Consider the following 7,269-nt stretch of genomic DNA (forward strand, 5'->3'; position numbering starts at 1 on the left):
GGGCTCAGGGGGTACGGGGGGCTCGGCGGAACCGATGCCGTAGATGCCGAAACCTTCGTAGTCGGCGATGGACGCCACCTTGCCCGCATCGAACTCGATCACCGCGTAATCCAGGCCTTCGTCGGCGGCCACCACGGTACCCACAACGCCCTGGTCCTCGGCACCCTCGACCAGCACGGTCGAACCCGGGCCGCCGCAGTGCGCCGCCGTGAAGCCGACCAGGTTGCCCGAACCGTCGCGACCGATGGTGGTCAGCGTGCACAGCGCGTCGTCATGCAGCACGATCGCGGCGCCGCCGCCGAGCAGGACTTTGTTCTCGGCTGCGGCGGCGGTCGGCAGCCCGGCGGCGCCGATCACCATGACGACGCCGATCACCCAAGCGCGCCGAGTCACATCGTGGTGCACAGCGGCTCAGTCTAGGGGCTGCGCCATTGGCAACACGCATTCCAGCGCCCCGTCCGGCTTGCGCCGAACGGTCGCCGAATCGCTGCCGGCCGCGTACGGTCAATGGTGAGCCGCTTCATTGTCAGCGGGGGTCAACCCAGCCTCTTCCCGGGCCACCCCACGGGCAATTGTGATTCCTACCGCCTAGCCGCAACCCGCAGCCAGACGAATCCGACCGTGACGGAACCGCCGTGGATTGTGAGATATGTTGCGTAACTTAGCCTTAGCCATGTCAATTGCCGGATGCTACCTGCATCAGCCGGCGCAGCGGCGATGATCGCCCCGGTCGGAAGCAGCCGCCATGCCCGCCCCGTCCGGGTCACGGTGGCCCACGAACTCGGCGGGGGAATCGACGGAGCGTGGTGGCCGCGCGCAGATCGCATCACCAATGAGTTGCCGGACCTGATCTCCGTCCTGACACCCCTGCTGGGCGATATCACCAGCATCAACGTCAACTGGTCACCGCTGCAACGACCACCCGACCTCAACTGGCCAGGCTGGGAGAGCAAACCCCAGCATGTGATGACCGTTGGCGGCCAGCAGGCCCAGGCCAATCTGCTCGTCATCTCGTATGCGACCCACACCGCTCTGGCCATGATGGTGATGCGCTGTGCGGCGAATCTGCCCATCGAGGCCGCGGACCGCGATAAGCCCGCATGCCTGACCGCCGGTTCGGTCCTGCGTCACGCGCGACGACAACGTGACGCTGCGGGGGCCTGCTGAGCCCGTCGCGACCTCCCTACGCCGCCTCGTCGTGGCGCGGCGTAGGGGCGGCGCGATTCAGCAGAGGTGATGTTCTGCGGCGACGGTGAGCCGCATCGCGTTGCCGCGATCCAGACCGTCGTTGCGGTTCACGCCCACGCTGCGGGATGTCCTGGCAACAGCCTGGGCGGCCTCGGCCCGCGACTGGTCGGTGATCTGTCCGTCCGGGCCCTTGCGCAATGTTTGGCACGCCGCCGAACCGAGCCGCATCGCTTGGTTCTCGTTCATCCGCACCCTGACCGTTGACTGCACCTCGTTGAGGTAGGCGCCGTTGTCCGCGTGCGCGAGGCCGACGGCAGATGAGGGGAGCGCCGAGAGGAGGACCGGGAGGAGAAACGTCGCCAACATGATTCGCAGACGTCCGACTCTGATGTGTTTCATAGGGTCCCTTTCCTCGGCCTATCCCGTTGCAGAGGTCATCTGCGGGGCGGGTTCCTTCAGGGCATGCACTTTCAGCATAGAGAATTGACCGCAGCGGCATTAGGGCATTCACCGCAGGACGGCTCCCCCAAGGGATCAGCGGCCTGCACCCACATAGCGAGGCGCCCAACCGGTTGCCGGTCCCGGCGCCCAGTCGCCAAATGGCAATGCGCACTTGCCACCTAGCTTCTCACCGCCTGTCAGAACGAGATCGATCCGGCTAACCCCGCGCGTTCCACTGTGCGGGCTGATCGCCTCATTCTCTGATGTCGCGGCCCATCGGGGCGCGAACGAATGCTGCACTTCTGGTTAATTCTTCGTGTGCTGCGGATATACACCAATCGGGGCCATGCAACGGCGCGCCGGAATTGCCGAATCGCCCCGGTGCCGCAAATCCCCTCAATAGCGGGCATAGCGCACCCTCCTACGGCGCTATGACGGATGCCCCAGAACCCTGCGAGGTTCCTGAGAGTGGCGCCGGGGCAGATCTCGTCGGACCGGGAATGTGGCGACGGGCCGACCGGTTGCTGCGATGGTCTGCCCGCCCATCGAAAGGCCGTTGTCGTGACCCTTGAGAAGTTCATTCCCGGGGCGCTCCCGTTGGTTCGCGGTCACGAACGACGGATACTGCGAACAGCATCCGGCGCCTCCACCGGACTGGTCGTGGACTCCGAGGCGACTGGTGGGGCGGCGAGCGTCTTGGACATCACCCTTGCCCTGGGCGCCGACGGTGCTGCCCCGCACTTTCACAAGCGCTCGTCCGAACTGTTCTTCGTCGTGTCGGGGCAGATCGACTTCCTCGCCGGCGATCACGTGGAGACGCTGACGGCCGGCGACACCGCCGTGGTCCCGCCGCTGATGCCTCACGCGTTCGCGGCCAGCGCGGGCAGTGAGGCGCACCTCTACACCGTGCTGACACCAGGAGTGCAGCGCTTCGGCTACTTCCGACTGCTGGACGACATCGTCAACGGCAGAGTCGACCGCTCGGCGCTGGAGGGGGCACAGGCCGACTACGACAACTGGTTCGTCGACAGTCCCGTATGGGGCCAGGCGCGGGGCCTGACCACGCGCGGCTAGCCCCTCAACAGCAAGAGAGCCACCTGACGCCCAGGTGGCTCTCGTTGTGGCCAGGGCCGGGATCGAACCGGCGACCTTCCGCTTTTCAGGCGGACGCTCGTACCAACTGAGCTACCTGGCCGGAAGGCACCAGGTGCCTCGCCGCATAAAGCGACCCTGACGGGACTTGAACCCGCGACCTCCGCCGTGACAGGGCGGCGCGCTAACCAACTGCGCCACAGGGCCTTGCTTGTACTGATTCACTCCCGACGTTTCCGCCGCTTGCGAGTACCCCCAACGGGATTCGAACCCGTGCTACCGCCGTGAAAGGGCGGCGTCCTAGGCCACTAGACGATGGGGGCCAGAACCGAATCTCTCCGAGGCACTCACAACGTTTCACGTTGGGAGCTTCGCTAGCTTAGGGCACGGTGGCCCGAATCCTCAAACCGGTCCCGGGCAGAGCACAACCCGACGGGCAGTATTCTGTTCCAGCACGGCCCCTATAGCTCAGTTGGTAGAGCTACGGACTTTTAATCCGCAGGTCGCAGGTTCGAGCCCTGCTGGGGGCACCACGCAGGCCAATGGGCACATCGCCGCAGGTGTGGCCCGCCCGCGCATCGATCAGCTCACCGCCGAGTGCGCGCGCCGAAAAACATGACGCGAATCACGTCCCCGCGACGGCGCAACGCCGGAATCCGTACCCGCATCGCGGGTGCACGCGCCAGAGGATGCCGACCAGAACCATGAAGTTGGGGCTTCACGGGTCCATCACAGGTACGATCTAGCAATTAGTGATGTTTATCACAGCCTGGTTCGTTCGGCCTAGGAGACGCCATGGACCTCACCACTCGCCCCCTCATCACCGCCGGCCTGACGGCTATCGGCGTCGGCCTGATCGCTGCCGCTCCGGCTGCCCCGGTGCCGAGCATTCCCCCGCCGGCGGTGCAGCTTGCCGCGGAATCCGATTTCTTCACGCTGTGGGCCGAGGTCCTGGACCGAGCCTTCACCAACGCCGTCAATCTCGGCACCGAGCTGATCACCCCGCCACTGCCGATCCTGCAACAGGTGGTGACCAACCAGATCGGCTTCCTGCAGGACTTTCTGCAGAATCCGGCGGACATCTTCGCCATCGTCGGACAGATGTGGGACAACCTGGTCGCGGGTCTCAACGCGCCATTCGACCAACCCGACCTCAGCTCCCTGGACCAGGTCCAAACGCTCGCCTACTACTCGCTGAGCGCCCTGATGAGCACGATCGTGCCGGACAACCCCGAGCTGGGTCAGTGGCTGCTGGATTTCTCCACGACGGATCTCAGCGGCTGGCTCATCGGCCTTGCGGGCACCGTGGTCAGCCCGTGGGTGGAACTCTCCGGCAGCATCGATGACATCGTCGAGGCGGTCCGCGACAGCGACTGGCTGGGTGCGCTCACCGAGACCCTCAACATCCCCGCGCACATGCTCGACGGACTGCTCAACGGCGCCGGCCCACTGGACCTGACCGCACTGGCGCAAGATCTCGACCTGCCGGTCATCTCGATCCGGTCGCTGGAACTCGAACTGCCCGGGCTGCTCAGCGATGGCGGATCGATCTTCGGCAGCGTCTCCGGCCTGATCTGTTCGTTCACCATCCCCATCACCGGCGGTTGCGGTGTGCCCATCAACATGGTCGGGTCCGAGTCGGGTCCGCTGGGCTCGCTGATCGACCTCGGCCACACCATTGCCCAGGCGCTGGGATGGGACGGTACGGGCAATCCGCTCGACGCACTGTTCGACGGGCCGGTGATGGCCGAGCTGGCAACGCCCTAGGGCGCGCTAGACCCCGAGAATCATTTCGGCAGAACGGCACTCAGGTAGGTCATGTCGGCGAAGGCCAACGCCAACTCGTCATCGCCGTACTCCAGGCCGTAGTCGGCGTAGAGGTCACCGACACCGCGGCCCGACACCGACCAGCCGGCGGCGGTCAGGTACTCCACGATGTGATTGCGTTCGCCGTGATAGACCAAGTCGCCGACTTCGACGTCGGCCCCCAGCGCCGCCATCTTCTCCCGGTGCTCGCGCCACGCCGGGCTGGAGAACACCGATGTGTCGCCGATGAACTCACAGGCCACCCGGCTGCCCGGTGCGCTCAGGGACGTGAGCGTGTCGAACAGCGTGTCCTGGGCGTCGGGCTGCAGGTAGATCAGCAGGCCCTCGGCACTCCAGACCGTCGGCGCCTGCGGGTCGAAACCCGCGGCGCGCAACGCGCTGGGCCAGTCGTCGCGCAGGTCGATGGCGACAGTGCGACGCTCGGCCGTGGGCTGGGCGCCCAGATCGCGCAGCGTGGCGGTTTTGAAGTCGATCACCTCCGGCAGGTCGACCTCGTAGACCACCGTTCCCGCCGGCCAGTCCAGCCGGTAGGCCCGCGAATCGAGCCCGGAGGCCAAGATGACCGCCTGGCGGACGCCGTCGCGGGTCGCCGACAGGAAATGCTCATCGAAGAATCGGGTCCGCACGCCCATGCCGTGCCCCATCCGGATCGGGTCGAACTCACCGCCTTCGACCACCGGAATGTCTCCGTCGACCATCCGGGTGAAGAAGTCGATGCCCACCGCGCGCACCAGCGGAGCCGCCCAGGGATCGTCGATGAGCTTGTCCGGCCCGGTCGAGGCCAGTGCACGCTGAGCGGCCACCATGGTCGCGGTCGCCCCTACGCTGGTGGCCAAATCCCAGCTGTCACTGTCCGTACGCGCCATGGCGATGCCTCTCCGGTTGCTCCGACTTACCTAGCCAGGCTACCGACCTCGCGCCGTGCGGCCTCAGCGTCCCGCCGGCACCCCATCGAGTCCCGCTGTCGCATGCGCCGGACCGCCCGTATCGCGCCGACGGACCACGGCGCGGCCGCCGCGTCCGGCCGCGGTGGTCACTCCTCGCGAATGGTTGCGCTCACCGTTGGCGTCGGTGGGCACGAACTCGAACTGACGCAACAGGGTGCGCAGGGTGACCAGCATTTCCATGTTGGCGAATGCCGCACCCACACAACGGTTCACGCCGCCGCCGTAAGGGATCCACATTGCGGTGTCCGGCGGGTTCCCCACGAACCGATCCGGGTCGAACGCGTCGGCGTTCGTGAAGTTCTCCTCGGTGGAATGCGTCAAGCCGAAGCTGACCACCACCACCCGCCGTTCGGGAATCACCCAGGGGCCCAGCGCGATCCGCTGACGAGTGACGCGACCGGTCCCCTCGACCACCGGGCGGGTGCGCTGCACCTCCCAGACCACGGCCTGCAGCAGCTCCGATGCGCCCGCATCGGTCTCTGCGACCAGCCGGTGCAACACCTCCGGGTGGCGCCGTAGCCGCTCAATGGCCCACGCCAGTGTGGTCGCCGTCGTTTCGTGGCCGGCGGCCAGCAGTGTCAACAGTTCATCGGCGATGTGCGCGTCGGTGATCGGCTGTCCGTCGTCGTAGCGGGCCGTCAGGAGCAGTGACAACACGTCACTTCGCTCGGCGAAGTCCGGAGCCTGACGGGCGGTGGCGATCAGCTGCGAGATCAGCTCGTCGTACCGCCGCCGGTAGGCCTCGTAGCGGCCGCCTAGGCTGCGTCGCCCGGGGATCCGCCGCGCCCAGGGCGGCAGCATCGCCAGCCGCGAACCCAAAGTGACCATGGGAGGCAGCAATCGGCGCAGTTCATCGAATTCGGCGCCCTGTGCACCGAAGACCGCCCGCAGGATCACGTTGAGCGTAATGCGCATCATCGAGGGCTGGGTGGCGAACTCACGCCCTTGCGGCCACGACGCGGTCTCGCGCAGCACCTCCTCCTCGACTATCGACTCATAGCCGGTCATCCGCTTGCCATGGAAGGGCGGCACCAGCAGCTTGCGCCGCCGAAGGTGGTCGGCCCCCTGCAGGCTGAAGGTGGAACCCGGGCCCAGCACCGAGCCCAGATTGGAGGCCCGCCAGACCAGTTCGCTGTTGGTGGTGAACAGGTCTTTGATCAGGGCCGGATCGCTGATCACCACGGCGTGGCCCACGATCGGCAGGCGGACCGAGAACGCGCCGCCGTAACGGCGCCCCAGCGCCCGGATCATCGGCTTTCGGACGGTGAGAAATGCCAGGGCCGCCAGAGGTTTCGGGATGGGCACCTCGGGCGGCAGCCGCACCGGATCGCTCGTCGCTTGGGCCACGTCCACACCTTCTCGTCGCAGTGGTACACAGGAGTACCGCCCACGGTAACGTGGCGTACCACATCGCACAAGAGATGGTCGGCGTCGCCGATAGATCGCCAACGGCGCTGAACGCAGCCCTTAGGGTGAGGGCTTCCGGCAGACCGGGGAATCGAGGACAAGGCAGATGCCGAATACATCAGATCGGCCGGAGGGCTTACGCGAGGCGCTGCTGGGCGGCTGGGAACTGTCGTCGTTTGATTCGGTCGACATCGACACCGGCGCCGTGTCACACCCCTTGGGCACAGCACCGCGCGGCCTCATCCTCTACACCGCGGACGGGTACATGTCGGCGCAACTGGCCGACGGCTCCGATGCGGCTGTGCAGGACACTGGCAGGTCCCCGATAGTCGGACCACTTTGTTCTAGAGCCGTATGTGATTGATTG

7 protein-coding genes, 4 tRNA genes and 1 pseudogene are annotated in these 7,269 nt (G+C 66.4%); 5 read left to right on the forward strand and 7 right to left on the reverse strand.

Annotated features, from left to right (window positions below; genetic code table 11):
• A pseudogene (locus tag BST15_RS20445) lies at positions 1-405 on the reverse strand (S1 family peptidase); the annotation flags it as partial.
• Between the two features lie 312 nt (positions 406-717).
• Between BST15_RS20445 and BST15_RS20450 the strand changes: the two are divergent.
• Complete coding sequence (locus BST15_RS20450) at positions 718-1,167, forward strand: DUF5994 family protein (RefSeq protein ID WP_046190493.1); 450 nt, start codon at positions 718-720, stop codon at positions 1,165-1,167.
• Positions 1,168-1,224: 57 nt separating this feature from the next.
• Here BST15_RS20450 and BST15_RS20455 read toward each other — a convergent pair whose 3' ends face one another.
• A complete protein-coding gene (locus BST15_RS20455; RefSeq protein ID WP_046190492.1) occupies positions 1,225-1,554 on the reverse strand; it encodes a DUF732 domain-containing protein in 330 nt (109 codons plus the stop codon).
• Positions 1,555-2,190: 636 nt separating this feature from the next.
• On the opposite strand from BST15_RS20455, the gene BST15_RS20460 reads away from it, so the two are divergent.
• The gene (locus BST15_RS20460) at positions 2,191-2,703 is read left to right on the forward strand and encodes a cupin domain-containing protein (RefSeq protein WP_046190491.1); all 513 of its coding nucleotides are present in this window, start codon (positions 2,191-2,193) and stop codon (positions 2,701-2,703) included.
• A gap of 47 nt (positions 2,704-2,750) precedes the next feature.
• Here the strand turns inward: BST15_RS20460 and BST15_RS20465 are convergent.
• From BST15_RS20465 to BST15_RS20475, 3 genes are all read right to left on the reverse strand, one after another.
• Positions 2,751-2,824: transfer RNA gene (locus BST15_RS20465), tRNA-Phe, on the reverse strand.
• A 30-nt stretch (positions 2,825-2,854) separates the two neighbouring features.
• Positions 2,855-2,928 (reverse strand) — tRNA-Asp (locus tag BST15_RS20470).
• A gap of 43 nt (positions 2,929-2,971) precedes the next feature.
• Positions 2,972-3,044 (reverse strand) — tRNA-Glu (locus BST15_RS20475).
• Positions 3,045-3,178: 134 nt separating this feature from the next.
• Between BST15_RS20475 and BST15_RS20480 the strand changes: the two genes are divergently transcribed.
• Both BST15_RS20480 and gjpA read left to right on the forward strand, forming a co-directional pair.
• Positions 3,179-3,254 (forward strand) — tRNA-Lys (locus BST15_RS20480).
• A gap of 262 nt (positions 3,255-3,516) precedes the next feature.
• Positions 3,517-4,488 (forward strand): outer membrane porin GjpA, encoded by a 972-nt coding sequence (gene gjpA, locus BST15_RS20485; protein WP_052751507.1) that lies wholly within the window; start codon positions 3,517-3,519, stop codon positions 4,486-4,488.
• Positions 4,489-4,508: 20 nt separating this feature from the next.
• Here the strand turns inward: gjpA and BST15_RS20490 are convergent, their stop codons facing one another.
• Complete coding sequence (locus BST15_RS20490; RefSeq protein ID WP_046190490.1) at positions 4,509-5,414, reverse strand: class I SAM-dependent methyltransferase; 906 nt, start codon at positions 5,412-5,414, stop codon at positions 4,509-4,511.
• Positions 5,415-5,477: 63 nt separating this feature from the next.
• Positions 5,478-6,842: a cytochrome P450 gene (locus BST15_RS20495; protein ID WP_046190504.1), complete on the reverse strand. Its 1,365-nt coding sequence runs from the start codon at positions 6,840-6,842 to the stop codon at positions 5,478-5,480.
• Between the two features lie 166 nt (positions 6,843-7,008).
• On the opposite strand from BST15_RS20495, the gene BST15_RS20500 reads away from it, so the two are divergent.
• On the forward strand, positions 7,009-7,266 hold the full coding sequence (locus tag BST15_RS20500) for a lipocalin-like domain-containing protein (protein WP_083071158.1): 258 nt from the start codon (positions 7,009-7,011) through the stop codon (positions 7,264-7,266).
• The last annotated feature ends 3 nt before the right edge of the window (positions 7,267-7,269 follow it).

The organism is Mycolicibacter arupensis (genome assembly GCF_002086515.1).
Lineage (GTDB): Bacteria > Actinomycetota > Actinomycetes > Mycobacteriales > Mycobacteriaceae > Mycobacterium > Mycobacterium arupense.

Excerpts from the sequence above, each read along its gene's own strand:
- BST15_RS20450 (WP_046190493.1), top strand. The coding sequence starts at position 718 with ATGATCGCCCCGGTCGGAAGCAGCCGCCATGCCCGCCCCGTCCGGGTC.
- BST15_RS20455 (WP_046190492.1), bottom strand. The coding sequence starts at position 1,554 with ATGTTGGCGACGTTTCTCCTCCCGGTCCTCCTCTCGGCGCTCCCCTCA.
- gjpA (WP_052751507.1), top strand. The coding sequence starts at position 3,517 with ATGGACCTCACCACTCGCCCCCTCATCACCGCCGGCCTGACGGCTATC.
- BST15_RS20490 (WP_046190490.1), bottom strand. The coding sequence starts at position 5,414 with ATGGCGCGTACGGACAGTGACAGCTGGGATTTGGCCACCAGCGTAGGG.
- BST15_RS20500 (WP_083071158.1), top strand. The coding sequence starts at position 7,009 with ATGCCGAATACATCAGATCGGCCGGAGGGCTTACGCGAGGCGCTGCTG.